Source organism: Escherichia sp. E4930 (assembly GCF_005845405.1).
Classification (GTDB): Bacteria; Pseudomonadota; Gammaproteobacteria; order Enterobacterales; family Enterobacteriaceae; genus Escherichia.
The window spans coordinates 18,229-43,567 of record NZ_VCDZ01000028.1 but is presented as its reverse complement, the minus strand read 5'-3'; the positions used below and the strand labels follow the sequence as shown (position 1 = coordinate 43,567).

At 51.4% G+C, this 25,339-nt stretch carries 24 protein-coding genes; 20 read left to right on the top strand and 4 right to left on the bottom strand.

Annotated features, from left to right (window positions below):
• Positions 1-189 precede the first annotated feature (189 nt).
• Positions 190-1,305: a hypothetical protein gene (locus FFT88_RS25325; protein WP_167851585.1), complete on the bottom strand. Its 1,116-nt coding sequence runs from the start codon at positions 1,303-1,305 to the stop codon at positions 190-192.
• A gap of 81 nt (positions 1,306-1,386) precedes the next feature.
• On the opposite strand from FFT88_RS25325, the gene trbC reads away from it, so the two are divergent.
• The 7 genes from trbC (at position 1,387) to FFT88_RS21745 (ending at position 6,586) form a co-directional block, all read left to right on the top strand.
• Entirely contained in the window at positions 1,387-1,989 is a 603-nt protein-coding gene (gene trbC / locus FFT88_RS21780) for a type-F conjugative transfer system pilin assembly protein TrbC (protein ID WP_240731083.1), read from the top strand.
• Positions 1,989-3,821, top strand: a complete 1,833-nt coding sequence (traN, locus tag FFT88_RS21775) for a type-F conjugative transfer system mating-pair stabilization protein TraN (protein ID WP_135403589.1) — start codon at positions 1,989-1,991, stop codon at positions 3,819-3,821. The genes trbC and traN overlap by 1 nt, the downstream gene beginning before the upstream one ends.
• A 1-nt stretch (position 3,822) precedes the next feature.
• A complete protein-coding gene (gene traF, locus FFT88_RS21770; protein WP_135403562.1) occupies positions 3,823-4,608 on the top strand; it encodes a type-F conjugative transfer system pilin assembly protein TraF in 786 nt (261 codons plus the stop codon).
• Between the two features lie 17 nt (positions 4,609-4,625).
• Positions 4,626-4,898, top strand: coding sequence for a hypothetical protein (locus tag FFT88_RS21765; RefSeq protein WP_135403561.1), 273 nt, complete (start codon positions 4,626-4,628; stop codon positions 4,896-4,898).
• A gap of 1 nt (position 4,899) precedes the next feature.
• Positions 4,900-5,475, top strand: a complete 576-nt coding sequence (gene trbB, locus FFT88_RS21760; RefSeq protein WP_135403560.1) for a type-F conjugative transfer system pilin assembly thiol-disulfide isomerase TrbB — start codon at positions 4,900-4,902, stop codon at positions 5,473-5,475.
• A gap of 5 nt (positions 5,476-5,480) precedes the next feature.
• The gene (locus FFT88_RS21755; RefSeq protein WP_240731082.1) at positions 5,481-5,861 is read left to right on the top strand and encodes a hypothetical protein; all 381 of its coding nucleotides are present in this window, start codon (positions 5,481-5,483) and stop codon (positions 5,859-5,861) included.
• Between the two features lie 227 nt (positions 5,862-6,088).
• Positions 6,089-6,586: a hypothetical protein gene (locus tag FFT88_RS21745; RefSeq protein WP_171026934.1), complete on the top strand. Its 498-nt coding sequence runs from the start codon at positions 6,089-6,091 to the stop codon at positions 6,584-6,586.
• Here FFT88_RS21745 and FFT88_RS21740 read toward each other — a convergent pair.
• On the bottom strand, positions 6,580-6,930 hold the full coding sequence (locus tag FFT88_RS21740) for a hypothetical protein (RefSeq protein ID WP_135403557.1): 351 nt from the start codon (positions 6,928-6,930) through the stop codon (positions 6,580-6,582). The genes FFT88_RS21745 and FFT88_RS21740 overlap by 7 nt on opposite strands.
• A gap of 49 nt (positions 6,931-6,979) precedes the next feature.
• On the opposite strand from FFT88_RS21740, the gene traH reads away from it, so the two are divergent.
• From traH to FFT88_RS21705, 7 genes are all read left to right on the top strand, one after another.
• Complete coding sequence (gene traH / locus FFT88_RS21735) at positions 6,980-8,416, top strand: conjugal transfer pilus assembly protein TraH (protein WP_240731081.1); 1,437 nt, start codon at positions 6,980-6,982, stop codon at positions 8,414-8,416.
• Positions 8,416-11,325 carry a conjugal transfer mating-pair stabilization protein TraG gene (traG, locus tag FFT88_RS21730; protein ID WP_135403556.1) on the top strand — a complete coding sequence of 970 codons (2,910 nt, stop codon included), beginning with the start codon at positions 8,416-8,418 and terminating at the stop codon, positions 11,323-11,325. The genes traH and traG overlap by 1 nt, the downstream gene beginning before the upstream one ends.
• A 14-nt stretch (positions 11,326-11,339) precedes the next feature.
• Complete coding sequence (locus FFT88_RS21725; RefSeq protein ID WP_135403587.1) at positions 11,340-11,990, top strand: hypothetical protein; 651 nt, start codon at positions 11,340-11,342, stop codon at positions 11,988-11,990.
• A 71-nt stretch (positions 11,991-12,061) separates the two neighbouring features.
• Positions 12,062-12,799, top strand: coding sequence for a conjugal transfer complement resistance protein TraT (traT, locus tag FFT88_RS21720; RefSeq protein WP_135403555.1), 738 nt, complete (start codon positions 12,062-12,064; stop codon positions 12,797-12,799).
• Positions 12,800-12,927: 128 nt separating this feature from the next.
• Entirely contained in the window at positions 12,928-13,131 is a 204-nt protein-coding gene (locus FFT88_RS21715) for a hypothetical protein (RefSeq protein WP_135403554.1), read from the top strand.
• Positions 13,097-13,621: a hypothetical protein gene (locus FFT88_RS21710; protein ID WP_240731080.1), complete on the top strand. Its 525-nt coding sequence runs from the start codon at positions 13,097-13,099 to the stop codon at positions 13,619-13,621. Before FFT88_RS21715 ends, FFT88_RS21710 begins: the two co-directional genes overlap by 35 nt.
• A gap of 141 nt (positions 13,622-13,762) precedes the next feature.
• On the top strand, positions 13,763-14,131 hold the full coding sequence (locus FFT88_RS21705; RefSeq protein WP_240731079.1) for a DUF2726 domain-containing protein: 369 nt from the start codon (positions 13,763-13,765) through the stop codon (positions 14,129-14,131).
• Between the two features lie 14 nt (positions 14,132-14,145).
• Here FFT88_RS21705 and FFT88_RS21700 read toward each other — a convergent pair whose 3' ends face one another.
• Complete coding sequence (locus tag FFT88_RS21700; RefSeq protein WP_000911308.1) at positions 14,146-14,544, bottom strand: type II toxin-antitoxin system VapC family toxin; 399 nt, start codon at positions 14,542-14,544, stop codon at positions 14,146-14,148.
• The gene (gene vapB, locus FFT88_RS21695; protein ID WP_135403552.1) at positions 14,544-14,771 is read right to left on the bottom strand and encodes a toxin-antitoxin system antitoxin VapB; all 228 of its coding nucleotides are present in this window, start codon (positions 14,769-14,771) and stop codon (positions 14,544-14,546) included. Before vapB ends, FFT88_RS21700 begins: the two co-directional genes overlap by 1 nt.
• A 132-nt stretch (positions 14,772-14,903) precedes the next feature.
• Here vapB and traD point away from each other — a divergent pair, with 132 nt between their 5' ends.
• The 6 genes from traD to FFT88_RS21665 all read left to right on the top strand — a co-directional run bounded on the left by traD (position 14,904) and on the right by FFT88_RS21665 (position 25,026).
• Positions 14,904-17,090, top strand: coding sequence for a type IV conjugative transfer system coupling protein TraD (traD, locus tag FFT88_RS21690; protein ID WP_135403551.1), 2,187 nt, complete (start codon positions 14,904-14,906; stop codon positions 17,088-17,090).
• Positions 17,090-22,306, top strand: a complete 5,217-nt coding sequence (traI, locus tag FFT88_RS21685) for a conjugative transfer relaxase/helicase TraI (protein ID WP_135403550.1) — start codon at positions 17,090-17,092, stop codon at positions 22,304-22,306. The genes traD and traI overlap by 1 nt, the downstream gene beginning before the upstream one ends.
• Positions 22,306-23,064, top strand: coding sequence for a type-F conjugative transfer system pilin acetylase TraX (gene traX / locus FFT88_RS21680; protein WP_135403549.1), 759 nt, complete (start codon positions 22,306-22,308; stop codon positions 23,062-23,064). Before traI ends, traX begins: the two co-directional genes overlap by 1 nt.
• Positions 23,065-23,140: 76 nt before the next feature.
• Positions 23,141-23,701, top strand: coding sequence for a fertility inhibition protein FinO (locus FFT88_RS21675; RefSeq protein WP_135403548.1), 561 nt, complete (start codon positions 23,141-23,143; stop codon positions 23,699-23,701).
• Between the two features lie 131 nt (positions 23,702-23,832).
• On the top strand, positions 23,833-24,057 hold the full coding sequence (locus tag FFT88_RS21670; RefSeq protein ID WP_135403547.1) for an ANR family transcriptional regulator: 225 nt from the start codon (positions 23,833-23,835) through the stop codon (positions 24,055-24,057).
• A 369-nt stretch (positions 24,058-24,426) separates the two neighbouring features.
• The gene (locus FFT88_RS21665) at positions 24,427-25,026 is read left to right on the top strand and encodes a PIN domain-containing protein (protein ID WP_135403546.1); all 600 of its coding nucleotides are present in this window, start codon (positions 24,427-24,429) and stop codon (positions 25,024-25,026) included.
• The last annotated feature ends 313 nt before the right edge of the window (positions 25,027-25,339 follow it).

Sequence of the window (25,339 nt, the reverse complement as noted above, 5' to 3'; positions counted from 1 at the left end):
ATGATGCCTTACATAACATGTGTAATCATTTCTCTTACATCTCTGGGGCAGCTTAGTGGCTGGCCGGGAGAGCGAATATGCTGGAGAATGCTTATCTGGATGCACACTCGTCTCCTTGCGCCGACGCTTTTTAGTTATTACTCAGCGTATGTCCTGTTCGATAATGCAGAAGAACTCGTTAATGCGTCATTATCTCTTAAAATGATGAATTCTTCTTCGGTGATAGTTATTGTATTTTTCTGCTATTTCTTTTCTGCAGAGAGATATTATCAGTATAGAAACAGAAACCAACAACATGAGGATATTACCCCAGATTGATTCTGCTGCATCTTCAATAACGTGTTCTGATTTGTAATTGCTATTATTAGCAATGTGGTAAAATATTTTATGTTTAATAGAATATTTTGCCTTTTCCTCAAGGCATTTCACTGTGCACTGATGTTTTGGAATTGCATTAAGCAGATACTCTGCGCGTTGATAGTCCTTGTTAGCATTAAAGTAGCGTGCTGCAATGATTTTTTTATCAAAGGAGTACGTATCTTTTTGCAGCAGGTAGAGTAAGTGATTTACATCCTCCCGATTGATATCTTTCTTATTGCCATAATATGCACTGAGATAGAGTGGATTATCATGCAATGTTTCATCCAGAACGGAAAGCAGACGTGTTCGCTCATTCTCAGGTAGTTTATTTAATATAAATAAACGGTATATATCCTCAACCTTGTTTTCAGGTTGTGTTGTGTAGAAAAAAGGATGAAGCGTTTTGGCATACGCAGATGTCCATAGTTCTGCTGGCTGTCCATGATTATCTGGTTCAATGGTTTCCCAGAACTGCGGCAGACCATTCTCGTCGGTGTAAGCAATAAACGCATGTCCGGGTGCATAAATAATATTTATTTGCCGGTTCAGTAACTTTGCTGCATCAAGTAACAAATAAACATTCAGGTCACAGTCTGAAATCTTTCGCGAATAACCCGCTGAGGCGAGGGCGGTTTCCTGGTAAGAAAAATGCTCGCCCAGAATGTTGTTGGCGCACTGCAAAAACTGCCCTGTATTTCTGGTTGATGAACACTGTTTCTTTATTTCCGAAAGCACAAACTGAGAGTTTGATAAAGCAGCCTGAACTTCTGCATCGGAAGTCAGACCATAATGCTGGTCTGTCATGATTATCCGGTGTGTCAGCAGTGAGTTGTCAGGCTTAACTGGCCCGGATGACATTATCTGAACAGGATGCTCTGTTGTTCCGGCATTTCTGAATGCAATAAAGCCGGCGCCGGCGCTGCCAGCAATGAATATCAGCGCCATAAAAAGGCACTTCTTTCTGAATAACATCATATCCCTCTGCGTTTGACTGTTTTTCCGTAAATTTTAATCAGGAGTATTACTGTGTGGAAGATTGTCTCTGTCTGCAGCATAGCGATGACCTGCATGCTGTCACCCGGCATTGTCTGTGCTTCGCAGGACAGTGCGGCTTTTATTGAATCCCTGCGTGACCAGAGCGATATGTTGCGCCGGCAGGCCACTGTACCGGAGTTTCTGCAGCAGCCAGCACCCGGAAAACATAACGATGCGTGGATACAGCGTCTGACCCGAAAATCACAGCAGGCATCCGCCCGCAGTAAGAAAACACCACGTGCGCTGTATTTTTTATCGTTTTCCATACCGGAAGAAGGTCTGATTCGCATGCTGCCGGAGGCCAGGGCGCTGGGTATCCCCGCACTGGTTAACGGACTCATCGACAATGATTTCCGGAAAACAGCAGAGGCCGTATTCCGTATTACCCGGGAGAAAAATACCGGCGGTGTTCAGATAGACCCGATGCAGTTTGCAAAATACGGCATCACATCCGTGCCTGCACTGGTGGTGACCTGTGGTGAACGGTATGACCTGATTCGCGGCAATATCCGCCTGAAAGCGGCGCTGGAGCGGGTGGCGAAGGAAGGGGAATGTGCTCCGGTGGCTGAAGCGATTCTCAGGGAGAGTGAATGATGAAGCGCGTTATCGTGATGGTGCTGGCTGTTCTGACCACCTTCGGAACGGGATTGCAGGCCAGTGATAAATACGGTTCAGGGAAACAGTTTGCCGACAGTCTGAAGGGCAGTGGTTCTGGTGTCCTGAATAACTTTAATCCGGGAGAGGTTATTCCCGGCTATACCGAAAATCCGCCGGAATCGGCGCATTACGGCGGAGTGACATCATCAAACTCCGCCAGCCTCGAGAGTGCAGGTGCCAGCGCCCTGAATAATTCGGAAGTGGGAAAACTGACGTCAGAAGTCATCATGAATCGCCCGAAAGACCCCATTTCCATGGATGCGCCATTTATCAACGGCGGTTTTGATGTCCAGGATAAAGCCGATATCGTCACGAATGGCGCGTATGACAAATGTGAAACCGTGAATGTCAGTAAAACCGAAATCACGTCGCATGTCTGTGAGCGAACGCCGGCGGCGGAACTGACCTGCATCCGTAAGGCTCATATTGGCGGAAAATATGAGGAAAGCTGGCGAACGGAGTGGGTGGAATATGAGATGAACAACCAGCCCTCTCAGGTGATTAATGGCAATATTGTTGCCACAATCACACCTCACATCAGTGGCGAGATTGTCAGTGCCACTTACAGCTGGCCAAAAAGCGGTTTTCCCGGTCGGGGGTATTCCATGACGATTTCAGTGCTGGGAAATCGCCTGAACTGGTCTTCAAAGAGTGCAGGCTCCGGCTCATTTACGCTTGTTCCGGCGAAACTGACTGCGGGTGTTCCATTCACATCACAGCATCCACGGAAACTCAGCAGTGGTTCTGGCTCCCTGAAATTCAGCAGACATACATCAATGAAACTGCGCCTGCAGGTGAAAGTGAAAACAGAAACCTGGAAACCTGTCGTGGAGTGGACGGAAAGCTGCCCGTTTAACAAGGCTGAAGAAGTCCTGCAGGGAAGCCAGTGTACGGAGGCAGGAGGAAATCGTGTTATCAACATGGGGGGAAAAGAGTACACAGTATACAGCGACTGCTGGGCCTGGAAAGACACGTATCTGAAGCAGGAGGCGGATAACGGCAGCTGTGATGTGTATATGAAGAATCCGGCCTGTACGGTATCGCGCGTGAACTGCCAGGAAAAGAGTGGCAGCGCCTGTCTTCAGGAAGAAGTGACCTTCTCCTGCGAGAAAAAGGTGACCGGTGAAGCTCAACTATGCAGTGGTCAGCTGGTTTGTGCAAACGGTGAATGTGATGCCATTGAAAACAATACGTCTGATGGTTTTGGTAAGGCAGTTTCTGCACTGGCAGCGGTGACTGCGGCCGCAAAGGATGTGGCTGCCATGAATGATGTGAACGTCCGGGCCTTCACCGGCAAACCGGTTGAGTGCCGGATGGCCATTGCCGGATTTAATAACTGCTGCAAGGACTCCGGCTGGGGACAGGGCATTGGCCTGGCGCACTGTGACAGTGAAGAAAAGGCGCTGGGGAAAGCCAAAGAGAAACTGCTCACCGTTTATGTTGGCACATACTGCTCGAAGAAGGCGCTGGGTGTGTGCCTGCAGAAGAAGAAAGCCTACTGTCAGTTTGATTCGAAGCTGGCGCAGATTGTTCAGGCTCAGGGGCGTAAAGGGCAGCTTGGTATCGGTTTTGGCAGTGGAAAGCATCCTGACTGCCGGGGCATCACGGTGGAAGAGCTGCAGTCGCTGCGGTTTGACCGGATGGATTTCAGCAATTTCTACAGTGACCTGAATGCCGGCACCACCATTCCGTCAGACAGTGAACTGGCCGAACGCGTGAAAGAACAGGTTGCTTCGGCGCTGCAGCAGTCCGCAGGAAAGGGGCAGTAAGATGAAACCGCTCGTTTTATTACTTATTGCCTTGCCGGGGCTGCTGATATCCGGCCAGACAGGTGCGCAACGTGAACCTGTCCGTACCTATGTGGACGAACCGATAGTGGGCTGGCACTGGTACAACGAACCTCAGAAACAGGATGAGGAGGAAACGCCGCCACCGGCCACTGTTCCCCTGACCTCTCTCCCCCCGACAGCACAGATGAAGGTCCTTCAGCGAATGACGGAGGAGCGGCTGAATACCGCCATTCTCTACCCGACAGTGGAGAATTTTACGGCCTACATGAAGATGCAGAACTTCTGGACCAGTCAGGCCAGTCGCTTCAGTGCCGTGGCCACAAAATCCCTGCTGATGCATCCGGAGCTGGATTACAACCTGCAGTACAGTCACTACAACAGCACAGTTCCGCTGCAGCTGCAGGCTGACCAGAACCGTCAGGTGGCTGCCATTCGTCAGCTGGCCAGTCAGTACGGGCTGTTCTTCTTTTACCGGGGGAATGATGCGCTGGATGGTGAGCTTGCAAAGGTCGTGCAGCGTTTCTCTGATGAATACAACGTTGCACTGATTCCGGTCAGTATGGATGGTGCCCGGAGCGAGGCGCTGCCGCAGACGCGTCCTGACAGCGGGCAGGCTCAGCGGCTGGGCGTGACGCATCTGCCGGCACTTTTCCTGGTTGAACCGGGGGCAGAGCGTTACCAGCCGCTGGCTTATGGCTTTATGACGCAGGATGACCTGATGAAACGCTTTTTAAGCGTGGCGACAGATTTTGCGCCACGGTCGTGAACGAAACGGAGAGATGTATGACACGCGAACGTTTTACTGAAAATCTGCTGATGTACCCGGGAATGGCGCTGATGGTTGCCTCCGTTATCTGGTTTTATCTGGCCGGTCTTCTGTCCCTGCCTGCAGAGACTGTCAGCGATGAACTGGCATACGCCCTGTACCAGATGACGCTGGTTCGTGATGCACTGGCGATATTTGTTATCGGGGCGACGCTGGGATTATCCGGTCTGGGGCTGGCTGCTGTTCATGCCTGGAAGAAATGGCACGCAGAACCGACAGGGGAACAGTGATATGTGGAAGCAGGTTCTGACGGGCGTGTTGCTGATTGCTGCCGGTGCACAGGCGTCCACGCTGGAAGAGTTGCGCCAGCTTGAAGCGCACAAGACAACGCCGGGTAAGGCCTGCCAGATGCAGACGGCAGCCACTTCTTCATCACCTGTGGCTCCTGCAGTCCCTGAACGCCGGGATTACCGTCTGCCGGACGGCCAGGTGGTCAATCTGAAAAACTACAAACTGGTGTTATTCATGCAGTCACGCTGTGGTTACTGCCAGCAGTTTGACCCGTTACTGAAGCGCGTGACCGCACAGATGGGGCTGGATGTTTTCCCGTATACCCTGGACGGTATGGGCGATGCGTCTTTTCCGGATGCCATTCCGGCAACAGAAGCTGTGATTCGTGATATGTGGAGCAATATGCGACCGGTGACGCCGGCAGCGTTCCTGGTGGAAGTGAACACCCTGAAAACACTGCCGTTGCTGTATGGCATTGTGGATGAGCGGACGCTCAGGCAGCGTATTGATGAGGCGCTGGGATTTGCGAATGCTGCCGGAACGGGAGTAAAGAGTAAAACAGAAGGTGAAAAATGAGAGCCATGAGTGAAAAAAAGAAGGATATGCAGATCCGGATATTCACGGAAAAGCTATGTATCGTGTTGATAATATGTGGAGCCATGTTTCTGATCGCTGGCTGGATAAGTAACTGGTTATGGCAGGGAATGTTTGCGGCAATATATGGGCAGCATACCGGCGATACAGGGATTGCTGGCATGGCTACTGACCCTGTTATTATCGGGGAATATGCAACACTGAAACCTCTCATCAATCTGGTGATGTACCTTATTCCCTGGACTTTCTATGCACTTGGTTGCGGTGCTATTGTGACAGGTGTCGCGGGACAGTTACTGGATATTACGTATGAAGGGATTTGTCGTATCTTCAGAAAATTGAGGGCAAAACAGCACGCCAGCCGGTAATACCGCAGCGTGGCAGTTTTAATTAATTCCTTACCATTACCCTACCGTTGCTGTGTGGCATTGTGGATGAGCAGACTCTCAGGCAGCGCATTAATGAGGCACTGGGATTTGCAATAATGAAAAAAACAAAAATAAATATTCCGCAGGAGCATAAAAATACATCTCACTGCCTGAATTAAACATTGCCTGCCGTTACCGGTGAAACTTTATTCTGAATGGAGTGGCGCATGAGTTTCAGAAAACCACAATATTGTATGGCGTATATGGTGTTAGCAATCAGTCTTGTTGGTGGCATTTACATTATATGCAGGGATTATCTGGCTTTTGTGTTTTTATGGGAGCGTATTACAGCACTGCCATTCAGATATTTGTTTATGATGATTTTTCTTTTTCTGTGCGCATTTATCTGTATGGGGGTTGCTTTTTTCAGCAGTATTTTACCGCACAATCAAATCAGCAGACGGGTGCTCTGGTGTTGTGTGGTTGTTTCAGTCGTTCTGCAGTGTGCGGGTATGTTACTGGTACAGGCGTGGCAGTGGTCTCTGCCGGCACTGGCAGGAGCGCTGTTCGTTATCCAGTACCTTTCCTGTTATCTGGCCGGTCTGATACAGAGAGATATTCAGGACGAGAAACTGGATGATAAATTTCTTTACGTGTTTCCTCAGTTCTGGATACAGGTTCCTCTGACCGCAGTTGGATGGTTTTTTATGAGCGGATATTACTGACCGCTGATTATCCGGATGATACTGAAAAGAATACTGAGCTGAAAGGCTGAAACAAAAAGCATAACACACAGGGAACTCATTTTACTTTTTGATGGCATGGTTTTATTGACAGTTGTCTGAATAGAGTAGTGTCCCCAAAAAAATATCAGAAATAACAGAAGGAGTGTTAGTGGCAATGTCAGCCATGCCAGCATATTGAATTCCTTGAGTAACCATGCGGCGGATGCTGCCAGAATAGACATTAATGTTGTGCCGGTTAATATATCTCTGAATATATTTCGCAGACCATCCTGAGTGGTTTCGTTTTGAAGATGTTCTGTGATTTTTATAATAAATGATTTCATGACCGGCTGTATCTCGTTATTAATATCGTGAGCTTTACAGGGGCATTATATGCAACATTTTTATTATTTTATATCTGCCAGAAAAGGTTATCGTATTCGGCGGCATTTACTGGCAGCACTAATGGGGGCCACGCTGACAGGCATTTCTTTTATGGCATCTGCAGATGTTAATAACGACCTGAAAAAATTCTTCAACAAGTTGGGCTTCGAGGGGAATGCCACCCGCGCAGCTGTCTGGCAGGGGCAGGCGGCAGGCTATGCCACCGGCGGCAATCTGTTCTTACGCAATCAGGTGAATAACCTGCAGATAGCGTCCTTCACCCCGCCGCATATTACCGCCGGTTGTGGTGGTATTGATGCTTATCTGGGCTCCTTTTCCTTTATCAACAGCGAACAGATTGAGCGTTTTGTGAAGCAGCTGATGGGGAACGCTGTGGGATACTTTTTTGACCTGGCTCTGCAGACTGCCGTACCGGGGATGAAACAGGTTAAGGATTTTATGCAGAAGCTGGCCAGCGACCTCAATAACATGAATGTCTCCTCCTGTCAGGCCGCGCAGGGCATCATCGGCGGCCTGTGGCCGAAGAACACCGTACAGTCACAGAAAATCTGCCAGGACATTGCCGGTGAAACCAACATGTTCTCAGACTGGGCAGCATCACGACAGGGTTGCACCGTGGGTGGTCAGATGAACAAGGTGCTGGATAAAGCGCCGGAGAACATGAAAGATCTGGTGATGAAAAACCGGAATCTGATGTGGGATATCCTGCAGAAGAACGACATGATGAAGGGAAACACCGAGCTGATGGAACTGGTGATGAACATCACCGGGACACTGATTTTTGATGATAAAGGCGAAATTCAGTTTATCGGTCCACAGGCTAACCATCAGGGGCTGATAAAGGCATTGATGTATGGCGGGCAGGCATCAATTTTTGGTTGTGTATCTTCAGGAGATTGTGTCAGAACAAACACCCGTAATGTGACGGTCAGTGAGAACAACAGCCTGAATAAACGTGTACAGACTATGATAAAGGATATTTCTGGCAAACTGGTCAGTGATGACCCGCTGACCAGTCAGGAAAAAGGCTTTATTGAAAGTACCAGTGTCCCCATTCTGCGTTACCTGGTGGACCCGCAGATGCTGAATATCTCCACCTTCTACCCGTCACTTTCCGATTACATTGCCTATGACATTCTGCTGCAGTACCTGAACGAGTTACTCAGCCAGGCTCGTGTGCAGGCCGGCAGTAAAAACTTCCCGGAAGAGCAGATGAAGATGTTACGGGAAAACTTCTCTGAAGCCTCCCGTCAGCTGGAAGGGCTGCAGGCTCAGGTGGATGTGAAAGCGAACACGCTGATGGAGCTGGAGCAGCGTATGGGCTATCTGCGTCAGCAGGTATCCACGCAACTGATGAGCCGTTATGAGCAAAACCTGAACTATACATCAGTCTCTTCTGCCCAGCTGACAACAGGAGGCAACTGATGAGCATGGTGGATACTGTTTATGTCATGAGTGGCGGTGAGTTCTTTCAGGCGGCATTTAATGGCGTGGCCACGCTTATCGGCACATCCACATGGGACTCCCTGTTTCATATTGTGGGATTCTTCTCCGCGATGGCGCTCTTCTTTGTCTATATCCGGGGGCATGACCCGAAGGAGGTGCTGAAGTTTATTGCAGTGTTCATTCTGATAACCAGTGTGCTGGTTATTCCGAAACGTACCGTGCATATCATTGATATGACGAATCCCACACTGGTGCTGCGGGTGGATAATGTGCCGACCGGGCTGTCGGTGCCGTTCCGGTTTATCACCAGTATTGGTGGCTCTCTGACGAAAATTTATGACTCCGTGTTCCATACGCCGGATTCCGTGGCATACAGCAAAACCGGTATGTTGTTTGGTGCCACCCTGATGGCCAACACCACGGATGTGGTGGCGCAGAACAGTGACCTGGCGACGTTGCTGAAGGAGTATGTGCAGCAGTGTGTTATCGGCGATATTATGCTGACACACAAATACAGCATGGCTGAATTGATGCAGTCATCTGACCCTTATGAAATCATCTTCCGCAAACCCAGCCCGCTGCGTGGCGTGATTGTTCCTCGCGGCAACAGCCTGGCACAGGCAGGATTCCAGACCTGCGAGGCGCTGGCCAACAACGTGCTGAAGCGTGAACTGAAAGTGGATACGACAAAGGGCGGAAAGACCTGGGATTATTATGTTAACCGCTTCATTGGCCCCCGTCCCGGCGCCGATACGCTGTTCGGGATGATGATGGCGGACAGCTATGGCTTCTACTATCAGGGCGGACGGGATGCCAGTGAAATCCTGCGCCAGAATGTGGTGATGAATGCTATAAAACAGGGTATCACCACCCATACGGCTGCCAGCGGCAACGTCGCCAGCCTGGTGAATATGGCTGACCAGTCATCGAACAGCAAAATGCGCCTCAGCTGGGCAGCATCCGGCGGGCTGGCGGCCACATTTGTGCCGGTGATGCATACTGTCCTGATGGCCATGCTGGTCGGGATGTTTCCGATAATCATTCTGCTGGCCACCATTCACGGTCTGACATTGCCGGTGCTGAAAGGCTATGTGTTCTCCCTTGTTTATCTGCAGAGCTGGCCACCACTGTATGCCATTCTGAACTACGCGATGGCGTTTTATCTGAAAGGCGAAACGAAGGGGATGAATTTCTCCCTGTCGAACTTGAACACCATCCAGCAGACTCACAGTGATATCGGGCTGATGGCGGCCTGGCTGTCAAATTCGATTCCGTTTATTGCTGCCGGCCTAGTGTTTGGTCTGTGGCGTGTGGTTTCACAGGCGGGGAACTATCTGGGCTCATCCATTAACAGCACAGCCTCGTCTGCTGCCTCTCAGGCTGCAGACGGTACGTGGGCGTTTAACAACATGCAGATGGAGAATGTCTCCGGTTTTAAATGGGACACCAACCAGTCTGTGCGCGACGGTCAGATGCTGACCCAGCATGCCAGCGGTGCGACAACAACAAAAACAGCAGGCGGGGGCATTCTGCATGATGGTAAATCGGCAATTTCCAGTCTGGCGACGGATATCCAGTTTGGGCGCATGCTCAGCAGCAGCTATCAGGCGCAACAACGTGAAGCGGAAAGCCAGGTGCAGAGTCTCAGTAACAGCATCAGTCATGGCAGCCAGTTGGTCGGCAGCCAGCTGACGCAGTGGGCGCAGCAGCGGGGCAACAGCGATACGGTGGTAAGCGGTGCGGACAGCAGCCGGGCCACCACACTGACGCAGGCCATCAACAAACTGAACAGCGTGGCTGATTCACTGGCAAAACGTGCCGGTATCAGTACGTCTGAAGCGGTTACGGAGGTACTGAATAAATCACAGAGTGGTGATTTTACTGCCGGTGGGCATGGCGAAGTCGGTATTGATACCAGGAAAAATATTCTCGGAAAAGCTGTTGAGTTAACAACCGGGGCCAGTGCCAGTGGAAAGCTGTATACCGACATTAGCTATAAAGGTTCGGATCGGTCATCGCATGGTATTAATTCAGATATCAGCTCAAAAACAGGGCATGACCGTAGCCTGACAGCGCAGGAAACAAAAGATGTGCGTGATGCCATGGATGTCATTAATAACCATCGCACGACGGATAACAGCAGTCATACTGACAATGCCTCTTCGTCCCTGTCTGAGCAGCTGGCCAGCAACCTGAGCGATTTGCAGAGCCAGATTAAGCAGTATAATGATGCACTTAACCGCAGCCATGAATATGCTCAGATGGCCAGTTATGCGGAAAACAACAGTGCAAGTATTAACAGCAACTACAGTCAGGAGTTTGTTAACTATGTGCATCAGTCTGCTCCGGGACGTGCCACGACCGTGCTGACCGATGCCGGAAATCCGTCACTGCGGGCGGAGCGGGAACAACTGGCACAGGCATTTGTGGATGAGAAACTGAAACCCCAGCTGGAGCAGGAATTCAGGGAAAACCGGTTGCGGGCTTCAGAAGGTATGGGCAGCGTCGGGCCAACCGTGGATATGCAGAGTGACCTGAAGCGAGCGTATGCAGAGAATTTTGCTGACATGCAGCAACGGGCTTCCGGCGCATCGGTTCAGGGTGCAGAGCAGATCCAGAAACAGGTACGTGATACCCGTCAGACTGTGGAAGCGCAGGTGCTGAAAAATGAGCAGGAAATGGCATCATCTCAGCAGGAACTGAAGACACAACGGAACACGCTTGCGGGGCAGCATAAGGAGAGTGAAAAGACTTTCGGTGAGGCTCTGGCGCAGGAGAAAGAAAAGCAGAAGCCCTGGCCGTTGTCGCCATCAGGTGCCTGGAATTCAGATAAAGATGAAGAGAATATGCAACGTCTGAGGGATGCTGCAAAGTGGAAGGACAAATAAAAGAAGAGAGAGTTATGCCAGGACAATTAACTGAAAAATTAAAAACGTTTAACTGGAAAGATGACAGGCTACGTATGTGGCCTGGTTGTAAATCTGGTGTGCAGATAACAGCATGTTGTATTTCAGTATCATTTTTTATGACGTTCTGTGCAGCTCTGGTTTACGGTGAAAGTGCTATGGGGCTATTAGTATGTTTTCTGGTTGTGCACTTTTTCTCTGCAATTATTACAATTGTTGTGCTGTGGGAAATATCTTCCACTCAGTATGTTCTTATGAAAATAGCACCTGAAACGGATATTATTTCAAAATCAGAACAACTGAAAAAACGATGTGTATTGTATGCCAGCAGAGTGGCCCTGATCATTATCGCTGTTGCTGTTGGATTTGAACAGCAATTTGTCCTTTTCTCGGGGGCGGTGTTTGCTTTATTGGGGGCAATTTTTACATGTGTTTTTTCTTATAAAGTGAGAAAACTATATCCTGACGATTTTGTCCGATTTGTTTATGTTAATCTGCCTGGAGAGAGCCGATCAAAAGACGATGTGTGTTGTTCCAGTAGTAATGAAGTTAACCCGGCAACTGGACTTCTCATGTTAGATGATACAATTGATGTGGGTGGGAATGCCTGGGGAATGAATAATCATCGCTGGGATGACCGTTGGTAAAAATACAGGTACGATTAATGCGATAATCCAGAGGTGTTATCAGCAATTGTTTTTCGTTTAAGGATAAATCTATGTTATTAAATCGTAAAAATAACTTTATCGCTGCGGTTGTTCTGGGGGCGTTTCTCCTGTCTGGCTGTGGTGCGATGAGCACCGCAATTAAAAAGCGTAATCTGGAAGTCAAAACCCAGATGAGTGAAACCATCTGGCTTGAACCCTCCACAGAACGCACTGTTTATCTGCAAATCAAAAATACCTCCGATAAGGATATGAGTGGCCTTCAGGGAAAAATTAACAGCCAGGTACAGGCTAAAGGCTATCGTATCGTGAATAATCCTGCCGACGCGCATTACTGGATTCAGGCGAATGTGCTGAAAGCCGATAAAATGGATTTGCGGGAAGCACAGGGCTTCCTGAGTCAGGGATACCAGGGCGCTGTTCAGGCTGCGGCGTTAGGAGCAGGCATTACAGCCTATAACTCCAACTCTGCCGGTGCCACGCTGGGGGTGGGACTGGCTGCCGGCCTTGTGGGAATGGCGGCTGATGCGATGGTGGAAGATATCAACTACACCATGGTGACTGATGTGCAGATCGCAGAGCGCACCTCCGTGCAGGTGACGACTGACAATGTGGCTGCGCTGAAGCAGGGAACGTCGGGTTATAAAGTGCAGACCAGCAGTGAAACCGGTAACCAGCATAAATATCAGACGCGTATTGTGTCCAGTGCCAACAAAGTTAACCTGAAATTTGAAGAAGCCAAACCGGTTCTTGAAGATCAGTTAGCAAAATCTATTGCCAATATTCTGTAATTTTTCTGATTCCCGCTGAATCCGCCAGCGGGAATGCCTTTACTGACATTCCATAAAAATCTTATTCAACAGCGAAAAAATAATTTCTCTTTTCGCAGTGTCTGACCTGTTCACATAATGGAGTTTCTATGGCTACACCGGTAGAAGATAAATTTGTTGCGCCGCCAGAACATATTCATGAAGTGCCAATGCAAGCCTCGCGCATACAATATGTCAATAAACCCGCATATAACCTTGTCGATTTTATTAATGATAATATTGGTGTAATGGCTGTTTTATGTTTTTTTTATTCTGGTAATGATGATTGTCTGGTTCTTTTTTCGGAGAAATAAAGAAAATCACGCTGTTGAGTGTTATGACTATTCTGCGTGTCTTTCAACGCGAAAAGAGTACCATCTTCTTACTCTCGTTGTTGTGGCTCCGGATACGTTACCATTGTTACAGCTTTGTCAGCAGATCGGGGATATCATTCGTCAGCATGGGCAACAGCTGGTCTGGATGCCGGGAATAAGCCGTATTGACGGGATTCAGGAAGATAATGTGACCTGGGCATTGCATTCTGCCTGCCTGGATGAAAAATCCGGCAAAATACTTTCAGGAAGAATCAGCCCGGAAGGCGGATATTTTTTTCGACCAAAAGAATCTGGCGCCCCGGAAACACATCAGCACCTGTGTCTGCAGATTCAGTATAAAAGCGGAAAAGATATTCAGTTTGTCATTGGCTTAATTGAAAGAGCATTGCACATGATGAACTGCGGCTATCGTGCCGGAGGGCATATTTTCCGGGGAGAGGGATATACGTGGAATATGAATGGAGACTGATAATAAATGGAGTATGTTGTTTTTCTGGCAGTAATACTGCTTATCCTGATCCTTCCCGGAAGAACGAAAAAATATACCGGAAATCAGAAATACATTGACCGGCTTTTAAAAAAACATCGTTGTTATCAGTCAAAGCATTTTATGACTGCGCGCGAACGTGAATTTTTTCGTGAACTCTGCCGTGCGCTCGCAGGATACCCTTTGCTGGTGATGGCGCAGGTCCGTCTGGTTGATGTGGTTCAGGTTTGCCCCGGGTTTTCTGAGGCAGAGAACAGAAGGTTATTCCGGCAGATTTCGCAATGGCACTGTGACTATGTGGTTGTGGATCAGCGGGATTTTACCGTCAGGGCTATTATCGAACTGGATGATCGCTCTCATCTGCGCCCGGAACGTCAGCGCCGGGATGCGTTATTTAATCTGGTTGTCATTCAGGCCGGTATTCCGTTGCACCGGCCTCGTTCTGTCAAACAGGCCAGAGAAGTGGCTGACGGTATTCTCAGGTGTGTCTGAACCGGAAGTGAGGATTAACACCAGTCTTCCAGACGAAGGCCGGCGATACGTTCAAACTCCCGGGTATTGTTTGTGACCACAATGAGTCCCCGGCTGCGGGCATGACCGGCAATCATCTGGTCAAATGGTCCCACCGGACGTCCCTGACGGGCGAGCTCAGCACGGATCTGACCGGTATGTGTGGCAGCAGCGCAGTCATAATCCAGTACGTCAAGACGCGAAATAAATCCTTCGATAATCGCGAGATTCCGCTCCGGAAACTGACTTTTTTCAGCACCGTATACCAGTTCCATCACGGTCACTGAGCTGATGCACATTCGCCCTGTATTCAGATTGAAACGCTCCCGGATATGCGCTGGTTTATTTTTGATGGTGAAAATACAGATATTGGTATCCAGCATGAATTTCAGCATCAGAATACGTCCCTTTCCTGTGCGGCGGGTTGTTCCCTGTCATTCATGAAATCTGCGCTGACACTGTCGCCATCGAACCAGCTGTCCCAGGACTCTCCTGCCGGGGTAATGATCCGGGTACGGCCAACAGCAATAACGTCGACTTTTTTTACGTCTTCAGGCAGGGCTACAGCCTTCGGCAGCCTGACAGCCTGACTCCGGTTACTGAGAAATACGGTTGTTTCCATGAGGCACCTCGCTATGGATATACGTGATGTATATCCATAGTGAGGTGTGATATGGGATATGTCAATGGTATATCCCGTTTAATAATTAACAGGCTTTTCATCGTTTTTGTTCTTTAACAATCGGGCGTCCCTATGAGTTCAACCAAGCATATTACGCAGGGTGGGCAGGTATTCAGCTATATGCTGAATATGTTCATGCAGGTAAACAAACGTGTTTCATTCTGGCTGATCTGGTTTTTCGTTATCTTTTTGCCGTTATTTTTCTGGTTGCGTCTGCCCTGGGAAACTATCCGTAATGGCGGGCTGTACTGGTGGTTGTCACTTACTGCCCGTGGAGAAAAGGCGCTGTACCGGGTTCCTCCGGTTTATGACATTCCCTGGAACGGACAGGTGCTGCACGCAACGTCGGAGCAGATTCTGAAAGACGATTATATGGTCTGGGCCGGCAATATGTTCCTCCAGGAGCTGTATCTGGCCCTGTTCTGGGCCTCTGTGGCTGTTGGCGTGCTGGCCTTTCTGATTTTCCGTTTTCTGCGTCGTCTGGGGGAAAAACAGGCACAGGATGAGCGCATGGGGGGCCGTGAGCTGACTGATGATGTGAAAGCTGTGGCCCGGGAGATGCATCGCCGTGGGCAGGCTTCCTCTATCTGTATCGATCAGCTTCCGCTGATATTAAATGGCGAAGTGCAGTATCTGATGATGTACGGCACGCCGGGATCGGGTAAGTCCAACACCATCAACAAGCTGCTGAAGCAAATCCGGGCACGCGGCGATATGGCCATTATTTACGATAAAGGCTGTTCCCTGATTAAAAAGCACTTTAATGAACGGGATGACACCCTGCTTAATGCGCTTGATCGCCGCTGTGCGTACTGGGATATGTTCCGTGAGTTTGAGTCCATTCCGGATTTTGACAGTGCAGCAAGCACGCTGATTCCGATGGGCACAAAAGAAGACCCCTTCTGGCAGAGTTCCGCCCGTACCATTTTTTCTGCGGTGTCATATCGTCAGAAAAAGAAAGGTATCCACTCCTACAACGCGTTGTTGCGCACGCTGCTTGCCATTGATCTGAAGGCTCTGCGCGACTATCTGGCCGGTACGGAGGCCAGTAACCTGGTGGAAGAGAAGGTGGAAAAGACCGCCATCTCCATCCGCAGTGTGCTGACCAACTATGTCAAGGCATTGCGTTATCTGCAGGGCATTGAACGCACCGGACGTCGTCCGTTTACCATCCGGGAGTGGATGAGTGCTGTCAACGATCCACAGATTAAGCAACACGGCTGGTTGTGGGTGACCAGTAATGCCCGTCAGCATGAGTCACTGAAACCACTGATTTCCATGTGGCTGGCGCAGGCGGCTAACTGTCTGCTGGGAATGGGAGAAAATCTGCACCGCAGAGTCTGGTTTATCTACGATGAGCTGCCTTCACTGAACAAACTGCCGGAACTACCGGGCGTGCTGGCGGAGGCACGACGGTTTGGTGGGTGCTTTGTGCTGGGGTTTCAGGCCAAAGCCCAGATGGATTTCACTTACGGAAAAGAGACGGCTGACGCCATGCTGGGGCTGGTGAATACCCGTTTCTTTTTCCGCTCACCATCCAGCACAGAAGCGGAATGGGTGCAGCGTGAGATTGGCCAGCGTCGAGATAAAGTTTTCAGTGAGCAGTACAGCTATGGTGCGGATACCGTGCGTGACGGTGTCTCCTTCAGCAAGGTGGAAGAAGACCGCTATCTGGTGAACTACACCGATATCCAGAAACTGCCCAATCTCAGCTGCTATGTCACGTTTCCCGGTGATTATCCGGCTGTTCGTATGAGTATGCGTTACGAAAAGATAAAGGACTGTGCAGAGGATCTGCAGATGCGGGAAATCAACGACAGCCTTGATCCGGAGATTGAATCTGAAATCAGCCGTCGCGAAGAGGAAGATGGCGATATTACGGCGCTGTTGGCCCGGCTGGAGCAGGGTGAGGTCAGAAAAGATGATGAACAGAACAAAACGGCGTCTCAGGCCGGACAGGCAGAATCACTTAACAATCCGGTACTGGCTACGGCAGTGACTCAGGAGGCAGCGGCTGCGGCGACGGACGGAACAGGTGAGAGCAATCCTGTGGAAGAAAAGGCGCCTGTGGCAGAGCTGACTGAAATTGTGGACAAAGAAACCGGGGAAATCCTGTATCCGGGCGATGAGCGGTATGAAGAGCTCTGCAGAGATTCAGGCCAGGCACAGGAAGCAATGCGACAGGATGAACGCAATCTGGTGAGTCACCAGACGCATGGAGCGCGTGAACAGGATGATGACCGCGAGGTAACCTGGTAATGCTGAGTATTGCACCCATTGCCGGTGGTGGCGCAGGCTATTACACATCGCAGGATAACTACTATTTTCTGGGCAGCATGCAGTCCCGGTGGTTAGGGGAAGGGGCAAAATTGCTGCAACTGGAAGGACCGGTGGATGCTTTCCGGCTGGATGAACTGATTGCCGGACGTCTGCCCAACGGCGTCAGTCTGGAGAGAATGGAAGGCGGCATTAATGTGCATCGCAGTGGTTATGATCTGACATTTTCTGCCCCCAAAAGTGTGTCTGTACTGATTGCGCTGTATGGTGAGAATCGTTTACTGGAGGCCTGGAACAGGGCAGTAAGTGAAACGCTAAAAGAAGTTGAATCGCTGGTTTCCAGTCGGGTAATGAAAGAGGGAGAGACAGAGACACAACTGACACAGAAAGCGGTTATTGCCACATTTAATCATGACACTTCACGGAATCTGGATCCGCAACTTCATACCCATGCATTGTTCCTGAATATGACACCAACGGAAAGTGGCTGGCGAACGCTGGCAAGCGGTACGGTCAGGAAAGACGGATTTATTGAAGCTGTTTATGCGAACCAGTTAGCTCTGGGGCAGATACAACTGAATTTATTGCGCCGTCAGGTTGAGGCGATGGGCTATGAGACGGTGGATACCGGGAAAAATGGTCTGTGGGAGATTAAAGGTGTTCCGGTCGATATTTTCTCAACCCGCAGTCAGCAAATCCGGGAAGCGGTCGGGGATGATGCATCGGCTAAATCCCGCAGTGTGGCTGCGCTGGATACCCGTCGTGCCAAACAGAAAGAGCCGGACAGAGAAGAGTTGCTGACAGAGTGGCATGAGCGTATTGACCGGACAGGATTCAGTTACCGGGCATTGCGGGAGAAAGCGGCAGAACGGGAAGCCCTGCAGCAGTCTGCCCGTTCTGTTTCTGAACCTGAAAAGGCCGTTTTGTCAGGAGAAGCCGGAGGGTATTCTCAGCGGGAGACATCGTCTTCATCCACTTCTGGCCAGCGTGAAGGCGCAACCGTACCGTCAGTGATGCGGGATGCTGTGTCACAGGCCATTTCCCTGCTGAGCGACCGCAGGGCGCAGTTTACTTACTCCGATGTCCTGAGCAGGACGCTGGCACTGGTGGAGGCTGAACCGGGCAGCATTGCCCTGGCCCGTGCCGGCATTGAGCAGGCCATCCGCAGTGGTGAACTGGTACCACTTGATAAGGAAAAGGGGCTTTTCACCTCCTCCATTCATCTGCTCGATGAGCTGAGTGTGCAGCAGCTGGCGCAGCAGACGATGCGCGAAACCCGGGTAATGGTGACCATGCGACCTGAAATGCCCCTGCAGGGCGCGGCGGCGATTCTGGCTGACACACTGCCTGCGGTGGCCATTATCAGCACCGGGCGGGGAATGGCGACACAGCGGGAGCAGATACAGGCTGTTGTGGCGATGGCAGAAGGTCAGGGACGGCAGGTGCAGGTGATGGCACCGGACAGGAAGATGACCGCTTTTCTGGCAGAGCAGCAGGGGCTGAACGGAAAAGTGAGCGGGAAGGATTTGCTGACCGGGGAAGGGCTGAAGCATGACAGCACGCTGGTGATTGCCGGCGCGGAAAAACTGTCTGTTAAGGAGACTGTCACGCTGCTTGACCAGGCGTTGCGTAACAATGTGCAGGTGGTGCTGATGGACGGTGGTGGTCGTAAGGGCACCGGAAATGCGCTGGCCACGCTGGAAGATGCCGGTGTGGTGCGGTTTCAGGGGGGAACGGACAGGGGCGTCAGTGTGTCGGTGATAAGTCATGGTGACCGCCGGCAGCGTTATGAACAGCTGGCCCTGGATTATGCCGTTCTGCATGCACAGGGTGAGAGTGTGGTGGCACAGGCTCCCGGTCGCGAGCAGCGGGCGCTGACAGAGGCCATCCGTCAGTCACTGAAAGCGACCGGAGCGCTGGGCGACAGGGAGGTAACGATATCCACGCTGACGCCGGTGTTTCTTGACAGTAAAAACCGCAGACTGACGGACAGCTACCGGGAAGGACAGATACTGGAACGGTATGATGCAGAGCGCCGGAAGTCTGAGCGTTACACCATTGACCGGGTGACGGCCCGCAGTCGTACACTGACGCTGACGGATGAGAAAGGCAGAAGTCAGCTGATAAAGGTCCGGGACATGGACAGCAGCTGGCGACTGTATCAGCCCGGAACGCTTCCGGTGGCTGAAGGTGAAAAGCTGATGCTGCTCGGCAGTCACGGAAAACTGCGTGCAGGTGACAGTGTCACGGTTGAACGCATCACAGACCGGACGCTGACGGTCCGGCAGGGGGAGCGCCGGCATCGCCTTCCGGTTGCAGACGGACTGAAAATCAGTCAGGGATACGTGACCACGCCCGGAAAAACGGTGAGCGAACAGGGCGTTGTTCTGGCTGCCGTCTCTGCCCGTGACACGCAGGCACAGACGCTGAACACACTGGCCACCAGTGGTGACCGGGTGCAAATTTATACGTCACTGTCAGAAGAAGACGCACATGCGCGTCTTGCCCGTTCTCCACTTTACCGGCAGGCCCGGGAGCAGGTCAGTCCGGAGGGTAAGCCGCTGGATACAGCCATGCGGCAGGCCCGGGACAGTGTGATGCCGGTGACTGAAAAAGCAGTACGTCAGGCCATAACGCTGGCACAGGGCAGCAGTGTGGTCTTTTCCCGTCAGGATGTGGTACTGGAGGCACTGAAAGCGCATCCGTCAGTGACACCATACGGTATTCACCACACATTTGCAGAACTGGTTCAGCGCGGAGAAATCCTGTCCGTGCCGGGTGACGGAAGTGCCGGTCGTTATGTGCCGGCTGAAACCTGGCTGCAGGAAAAAGCCATTCTGCGGACAATGGCAGAAGGAAAGAACACGCAACGCCCGCTGATGGAAACAGTGGACCCGGCTCTCCTGACTGGTCTGACGTCAGGCCAGCAGGCAGCCAGCCGGCTGATTCTTGAAAGCGCGGACCGTTTTGTGGCCATTCAGGGCTATGCCGGTGTGGGGAAAACCACACAGTTTCGCAGTGTCCTGGCTGCGCTTGACACGTTGCCGGAAGGTTTGCGGCCGGAGGTGGTGGGGCTGGCGCCCACACACCGGGCCGTCAGTGAAATGCAGGGTGTGGGGGTGAAAGCGCAGACCATCGCTTCTTTTCTGATGGACACGGAGCGGCGTCAGCAGAGCGGTGAACAGCTTAACTTCTCAAAAACGCTGTTTCTTATCGATGAAAGCTCCATGGTGGGCAACCGGGATATGGCTGACACACTGGCCCGTATTGCCGCCGCAGGTGGTCGTGCTGTTCTGTCCGGTGACAGTCTGCAGTTACAGCCGGTGGCCAGCGGTGCGCCCTTTACCCTGATGCAGCAGCGCAGCGCCATCGATGTGGCGGTGATGAAAGATATTGTGCGTCAGTCACCGGAACTGCGACCGGCGGTGTATGCACTGCTGGAAGGACGTACCGGTGAAGCTCTGGACACGATACGCCGCGTTTCACCGGAACAGGTGCCCCGGGATAATGGTGCATATGTACCGGTATCATCGGAGACTGAAATTCGTCAGACCCGTGAACAGAGAGAAACACAGGGAGACAGGGTAATATCTGCCATTGTGGATGATTACACCGGGCGTACCGCAGAGGCCCGGCGTCAGACGCTGATTGTCACCCAAACAAACGCGGATGCAATGGCCATCAATGCCGGCATTCATGACCGTCTGCATGAGGCCGGAAAGACCGGGGAGCAGGAACTTCCGGTAACGGTGCTGGTCAGGGAAAAAACACAGACTGAGGCCCTGAAATCCGTTGCAGGACTGGCACAGCATAATGGCGGTGTGGCGCTGATAAATCAGCAGTATTACACCATTCACAGCCCTGATACAGCAAACGGTGTGGTGATGCTGCGTGATGCGGAGGGGCGGGACCATCTGCTCTCCGCTTTTGAAAGTAGTCTGCGGGATATTGCGGTATTTTCCCGTCGTGAAATCCGGTTGTCGGAAGGTGACCTGGTGCGCTTCACCCACCAGGACCGGGAGCAGGGACGGGATACCCAGACACTGTGGGAAGTCACCCGGATAGCTGGTAACGGTGATATCACGCTGAAAAACGGTGAAAATACCCGGTTGATTCAGCCGGGGCGTGATATGTCGGATATGCATCTGGATTACGGCTATGCCGGTACGGCACACCGTGCACAGGGGGCCAGCGAGGCCTTTGTGATAGCCCTGGCCGGGGCAACCGGCGCACGCCAGCGGCTTGCCTCTCTCAGTGATGCGTATGTGGCGCTCTCAAGGATGAAGCAGCATGTGCAGGTGTATACCGATGATATCGGGAAATGGCTGGCATCCGTGGCGGCCAGTGAAAGCCGGAAGACAGCGCATGATGTGCTGGACGTTCAACAGGATGTTCATGCCACAACGGCACAGAATCTGTGGGACAGCGCCCGGGCGCTTAATCAGAATGCGCTGGGGCGGGCGTTGTTGCGGGAAACCGGACTGCCAGACCACAGTGAAGCCCGCTTCATCGGTGGCAGCCGCAAATACCCTGCACCGCATGTGGCCTGGCCGGCTTATGACCGGAATGGCAGGCAACAGGGTGTCTGGTTGCAGGAAATCCGTATGGATGAAGAGGGACGAATGCAGGGACTGGATGAGCAGGGCAGATGGCTGGGGCGAGATGATGCCGGCGTTGTGGTTTTGCAGCAGAGCCATAATGGCGTAACGCTGACGGCATCAGACCCGGCATCTGCACTGGTGCTGGCCCGCCAGCACCCTGAGAGTGGTGTTGTGCTGCAACAGGATACCGCGCCGCTTCCCGGCTGGCTGCTTCAGAAGTTAACGCAGGGACAGGGAGAAACGACACCTGAAGCCATAAAAACTGTGCAGACTGCACAGAATACCGACGCAGAACTGCTCAGTCTGCAGACGCCGGAAGAGCGGGCACGCCAGGAGGCAGAAAAAGCGGTCAGGGAAACCCTGCAGCAGGATGAGACGCGGAACATACTGCCGGCAGAGAATGAGGCCATGCAGGCTGCAGAAAATGCAGTGGCAGAACAGGAAATCAGGGCTGCCGGACAGACAGCAGCCCGTGAAGAGAAAGAAAACGCACAATTACTTCAGCATGAAGTGGCTGCCCTGAAACGCATAAACGCACAGGAGCAGTTGCGGCAGATGGAGAAAGAACTGGTGATTGACAGAGAGAAGACGCTCTGATGGAAAACAAAGAGTGTTCCTGTAAGGATGATGTACGGAATCCCGGTGCCTTGCCTTTGTTGTCTCTGGCACCATTACAACGTGACGTTATCAAAATCGTGGCATTTCTGGCGATGGCAGGTGACCACATTGCCACCGCATTTCATGTGGGGAGTCCCTGGCTTAACCTGACCGGACGGTGCGCATTCCCGCTTTTTGCACTGATGGCGGGCTGTAACCTGGCGGGGAGGCAGATACGACAGACTGCCGTAAATCGCCTGTGGCTGATGGCAGTGCTGGCGCAACCGGTATTCTGGCTGGCATTTCGGGGGACAGGAAATCAGTGGTGGGAGCTGAACATTCTGTTTTGCTTTGCCGTGGTGATGCAGGCGGTCTGTTTCTGGCAACGCCCTGATGCCATAAAAGGTGCCATAACCGGAACCATGCTGGCACTGTATCTGCCGTTCAGTACTGCCAGTTATGGCTGGCAGGGGCTGGTGATGTTGCTGGCAGCCGTATCCGTCTGGCAGGTGCCGGAGCAGTACCAGGGGCGGTTATTTTTACTGTGGCTGTGCTCTGTTGTATGGCTGAACGGTGCAAACGGTGCCGTCCCCGTGCTGGCCGGTATGGGCATGACACTGATGGTATTGTGTCTTGTGCATGAGTATGTACCTGCGTCATCAAAGCGCCTGCAGATAAGTCGGTGGTTTGCAGAAGGTTATGTCCTGCATCTGCTGATTATTGCCGGGATGGTTAACGGACTGCAGGTGCATGCTTAACATACCGTGATGAAATATGGCATAAAAAGGCTGAAGCAACGCCAGCAGCAGAATATAACGACACAGGTATTCGCAAATGACAGAGCAGAAACGGCCGGTACTGACACTGAAGCGGAAAACAGAGGGAACAACACCTGTCCGCAGCCGGAAAACCATCATCAATGTCACCACGCCACCAAAATGGAAGGTGAAAAAGCAGAAGCTGGCGGAGAAAGCGGCCCGGGAAGCAGAGCTGGCGGCTAAAAAAGCGCAGGCCAGACAGGCGCTGTCCATTTATCTGACCCTGCCCACGCTGGATGAGGCCGTGAACACCCTGAAGCCCTGGTGGCCGGGATTATTTGACGGTGACACCCCCCGGCTTCTGGCCTGCGGTATCCGGGACGTGTTACTGGAAGACGTATCAAAGCGGAATATCCCGCTCTCGCATAAAAAACTGCGCCGGGCGCTGAAAGCCATTACCCGCTCAGAATGCTATCTTGGCGCAATGAAAGCCGGAGCCTGCCGATATGACACGGAAGGGTATGTTACGGAGCATATCTCTCAGGAGGAGGAAGCGTATGCGGCAGAGCGTCTGGAGAAAATTCGCCGCCAGAACCGGAGAAAAGCCGAACTTCAGGCCGTGCTGGATAAACAGTAAAAAAGCCTCCCTCAGAAGCAGGGAGGCAAACAATAAGGCTTAAAAGGAAACAACTTCCTACCCGAAGGAAGTCAGTTCAGTGAATTATTTAACACAGAAATACTGACAGGGGAAAGAGAGGACAGATACAAATGGACGGATTCAGAAGCCATTCACGGGACGCTCAGGTCTGGCGTTACCAGCGCACCGGAAGCCGTGCCGTCAGTCTGGAACTCAGGGGATTCTGGAAGGATGCCGCTGAAGCATGGCTCCTGGCTGCCCGTGTGGCGCCCCGTACAGACTGGCAGCAGTTTGCCCGACAGAGAGCTGAACACTGCCAGCGCCGCCGGGGGGCGAGGATAATGAAAAAATGGTAAAAAAAAGACCTCCCCAGAGCGGAGGAGGTCAAAAATCATTCATGACGTATCACTGGCATTGAATGAATGCCCTGTACATCTACCCTGTGAAGCTACCACCGGTTAATACCGGGAGATTGCGGGAAGAAAGATAACACACAGTCATTACGTGGTTAATATCTGTCAGAATGTTTTTGTGACCATAAACTGTCAGATGGATAAAAAAAGACCGTCATGTGACGGTCAACGTTGTCCTGTCAGGGACAAATGCATTCAGTAAGGAGAGCAAAATAATAACATCACGTTGCCCGGCTGTTAATATCAGGCGATGTTAAGTGTTATTTATGACTCTTTTATCTGGTTGTGAAGTCTGTTAATCAGGAAGAGAAAATGGCGACCGGAAAATCAGAGAAGCAACAGGTGATTGCCTTTATCGATTACGAGAACTGCAGTAATCTGACAGAAGTTCCCTTAGATATATATACGGAGTTAATTATATTTACCGGCGCGAAACAGAATAATGTGGCACTGCCAGTAAACGCTTTCCCTGAAGCAGTAAAAGTCACACTCCGGCATGTCAGCGAAGTCTCCAGGAACAATGTTGATTTTCATCTGGTGCTGGAGCTGGGGCAGTGTGTATGCCACTACGGGCCGGAGAAGGAATACCATATTGTTTCCGCTGACAAGGGATATGACGGTATTGTCCGGACACTGCAGGCGCGCGGGGTTCGCTGCCGTCGCGTCTCCCCGGATAAGGCGTCATCAGTAAAGATGGCTGCACCCGACATGGATATCGTTATCCGGTGGGCAAACAAAATTCAACAGGCAGCGCGGGAGGTTCGTAATATGCCGGTAACAGAAGAGACATTTAATAATTATTTAAAATCACAGATGCGCGGTGAATGGCGTGATGCCCTGACCAGAGGTATCCGGGATGAACTGGTCCGTCGCGGGGTAGTGAAAATTCAGGGGAATAAAATCATCTGGTAAGACTGCCAGAATAAAATAAAATGATATTTATTTTATTTATAAAAACAGAAAGGTCGAAAATCAATAATGGCATTTATTTCCATGACAAGACAGAAAGCGCCGTACAGATATGCAAGCAAGACCCGGTTATCGATAAGACGAACAGACTCAGGCTCTGCCGGGTGTTATGTGACGGTTGCCGTTCGGGGGGAGCAGGAATTTATTATTGCTGAACTTGATTCAGAAATCCGGAAAATCAGGCTGAAACTGACGGACTCCTGTGAAGAAGGGGTAAGGCTGTCTTCGGGCACGTTTACGCTACCGGCCAGATTCT

Coding starts and splice junctions, on each gene's coding strand:
- traG (WP_135403556.1), top strand. CDS start 8,416: ATGAGCATGGTGGATACTGTTTATGTCATGAGTGGCGGTGAGTTCTTT.
- traT (WP_135403555.1), top strand. CDS start 12,062: ATGTTATTAAATCGTAAAAATAACTTTATCGCTGCGGTTGTTCTGGGG.
- traF (WP_135403562.1), top strand. CDS start 3,823: ATGAAACCGCTCGTTTTATTACTTATTGCCTTGCCGGGGCTGCTGATA.
- FFT88_RS21710 (WP_240731080.1), top strand. CDS start 13,097: ATGATGATTGTCTGGTTCTTTTTTCGGAGAAATAAAGAAAATCACGCT.
- FFT88_RS21715 (WP_135403554.1), top strand. CDS start 12,928: ATGGCTACACCGGTAGAAGATAAATTTGTTGCGCCGCCAGAACATATT.
- FFT88_RS21740 (WP_135403557.1), bottom strand. CDS start 6,930: ATGAAATCATTTATTATAAAAATCACAGAACATCTTCAAAACGAAACC.
- traN (WP_135403589.1), top strand. CDS start 1,989: ATGAAGCGCGTTATCGTGATGGTGCTGGCTGTTCTGACCACCTTCGGA.
- vapB (WP_135403552.1), bottom strand. CDS start 14,771: ATGGAAACAACCGTATTTCTCAGTAACCGGAGTCAGGCTGTCAGGCTG.
- trbB (WP_135403560.1), top strand. CDS start 4,900: ATGTGGAAGCAGGTTCTGACGGGCGTGTTGCTGATTGCTGCCGGTGCA.
- traX (WP_135403549.1), top strand. CDS start 22,306: ATGGAAAACAAAGAGTGTTCCTGTAAGGATGATGTACGGAATCCCGGT.
- FFT88_RS21670 (WP_135403547.1), top strand. CDS start 23,833: ATGGACGGATTCAGAAGCCATTCACGGGACGCTCAGGTCTGGCGTTAC.
- FFT88_RS21700 (WP_000911308.1), bottom strand. CDS start 14,544: ATGCTGAAATTCATGCTGGATACCAATATCTGTATTTTCACCATCAAA.
- FFT88_RS21675 (WP_135403548.1), top strand. CDS start 23,141: ATGACAGAGCAGAAACGGCCGGTACTGACACTGAAGCGGAAAACAGAG.
- FFT88_RS21755 (WP_240731082.1), top strand. CDS start 5,481: ATGAGTGAAAAAAAGAAGGATATGCAGATCCGGATATTCACGGAAAAG.
- FFT88_RS21765 (WP_135403561.1), top strand. CDS start 4,626: ATGACACGCGAACGTTTTACTGAAAATCTGCTGATGTACCCGGGAATG.
- FFT88_RS21725 (WP_135403587.1), top strand. CDS start 11,340: ATGCCAGGACAATTAACTGAAAAATTAAAAACGTTTAACTGGAAAGAT.
- FFT88_RS25325 (WP_167851585.1), bottom strand. CDS start 1,305: ATGGCGCTGATATTCATTGCTGGCAGCGCCGGCGCCGGCTTTATTGCA.
- traH (WP_240731081.1), top strand. CDS start 6,980: ATGCAACATTTTTATTATTTTATATCTGCCAGAAAAGGTTATCGTATT.
- FFT88_RS21665 (WP_135403546.1), top strand. CDS start 24,427: ATGGCGACCGGAAAATCAGAGAAGCAACAGGTGATTGCCTTTATCGAT.
- FFT88_RS21705 (WP_240731079.1), top strand. CDS start 13,763: ATGACTGCGCGCGAACGTGAATTTTTTCGTGAACTCTGCCGTGCGCTC.
- traD (WP_135403551.1), top strand. CDS start 14,904: ATGAGTTCAACCAAGCATATTACGCAGGGTGGGCAGGTATTCAGCTAT.
- traI (WP_135403550.1), top strand. CDS start 17,090: ATGCTGAGTATTGCACCCATTGCCGGTGGTGGCGCAGGCTATTACACA.
- FFT88_RS21745 (WP_171026934.1), top strand. CDS start 6,089: ATGAGTTTCAGAAAACCACAATATTGTATGGCGTATATGGTGTTAGCA.